Origin of the sequence: Bradyrhizobium sp. NBAIM08 (assembly GCF_020193935.1) — a bacterium.
GTDB lineage: Bacteria > Pseudomonadota > Alphaproteobacteria > Rhizobiales > Xanthobacteraceae > Bradyrhizobium > Bradyrhizobium yuanmingense.
On sequence record NZ_JADYVR010000737.1, the window covers coordinates 1 to 418 of the forward strand.

Below are 418 nucleotides of genomic sequence, written 5' to 3' on the forward strand. Positions count from 1 at the left end.
CTCGTGCAGGAAGTCGGCCCACGCGGCGCTGCCCACGCTGGCGACCACCCCCACCCGCAGTGGTGCGACCGACAGCCGGCACTGACGATTGGCATCGAACAGCCCGGTCGCCACCAGCCGGCGCACGACGTCGTCGCGCTGCAGCGCCATTTCGCCCAGCGTGAACCGCGGGTCGATGTCGGTCATCTTCAACGTGACCTGGCCGCTGCCGGCGAAGAAGTCGAGCCCGCCGAAGATGCGCACCTTCAGCCCGTCGCCCAGCTTCAGACCCGCACGGCGAAAGCGCTCTCGCGGCCCATGCTGCGCCCCGGCGAAGAAGGCGACGCGAATGGTGGACTTCGCCGCACGGTCGTCGACCTCGACCAGGTTGAAGTAGATGTGGCCGGCGGCGCTCTTGCTCCAACCCTGGATCTCGCAC

At 68.9% G+C, this 418-nt stretch carries 1 protein-coding gene; it reads right to left on the reverse strand.

Annotated elements, in window-relative coordinates; translation table 11 throughout:
- Positions 1–418 (reverse strand): exodeoxyribonuclease VII large subunit (locus I6F37_RS41825; RefSeq protein ID WP_225154645.1); only part of this gene is annotated, 418 nt, incomplete at both ends.